The sequence below is a fragment of the Yersinia sp. Marseille-Q5920 genome, assembly GCF_946902935.1.
Taxonomy (GTDB): Bacteria; Pseudomonadota; Gammaproteobacteria; order Enterobacterales; family Enterobacteriaceae; genus Yersinia; species Yersinia rochesterensis.
In genome coordinates, this window is the sequence record NZ_CAMPQA010000038.1 from 1 (window position 1) to 534 (window position 534).

Genomic DNA, 534 nt, shown 5'->3' on the forward strand with positions numbered 1-534 from the left:
GGGTTTCTCGGTGTTTTTAAAGGCGATAGCCAGCGCCGCCGCATCTTCTTTGGCTTTTTTCAGCGCCTGCCCGGTAACGGCCAGTTGGGCGCTGGCCTTACGGAAACCGTCAATCTTCGCCGCCTGCATATCAAGGGATTTGATGCTGCTTTGCGTGTTGCGAATGTCGCCCGTGAGGGATTTACTGGCGGTTTGAATGGCTTTAAACGGGCGGGTAGCTTGGTCTACGGCTTTGAGCAATACCTGTAACTGTAAGCTCTTACTCATTGTTTGCGGCTCCACTTCGTAGCAGGGCTTTATGACGCCAGCGCACCAGCTCGGTGAGGCTCAACCCCCAAAGCTCTGACGGCGGCCAGTGAAAAATGGCGGCAATATCCGCCATCAGGTCATCAACTTCCAGTTTCGGATCGAGCTTTACGCCCCCTGTTTCGGTGATAAAAAACCAACCACCTTACCGGCCAGCGCCACTAAATCGGGCAACTCCAGACGGTTGCATTCTGCGGCAGTCAGTGTCGGTGAGGTGATACGCGGCAA

At 54.9% G+C, this 534-nt stretch carries 1 protein-coding gene and 2 pseudogenes; all 3 read right to left on the reverse strand.

What is annotated here, in order from left to right; translation table 11 throughout:
• A pseudogene (locus OVO64_RS20460) lies at positions 1-267 on the reverse strand (phage tail tape measure protein); the annotation flags it as partial.
• Positions 260-382, reverse strand: coding sequence for a GpE family phage tail protein (locus OVO64_RS20465; protein ID WP_038892727.1), 123 nt, complete (start codon positions 380-382; stop codon positions 260-262). The gene OVO64_RS20465 and the pseudogene OVO64_RS20460, both read right to left, overlap by 8 nt.
• Positions 383-414: 32 nt before the next feature.
• A pseudogene (locus OVO64_RS20470) lies at positions 415-534 on the reverse strand (phage tail assembly protein); the annotation flags it as partial.

What these genes read in the sequence shown, in the direction of transcription:
- OVO64_RS20465 (WP_038892727.1), bottom strand. Translation starts at nt 382, where the DNA reads ATGGCGGATATTGCCGCCATTTTTCACTGGCCGCCGTCAGAGCTTTGG.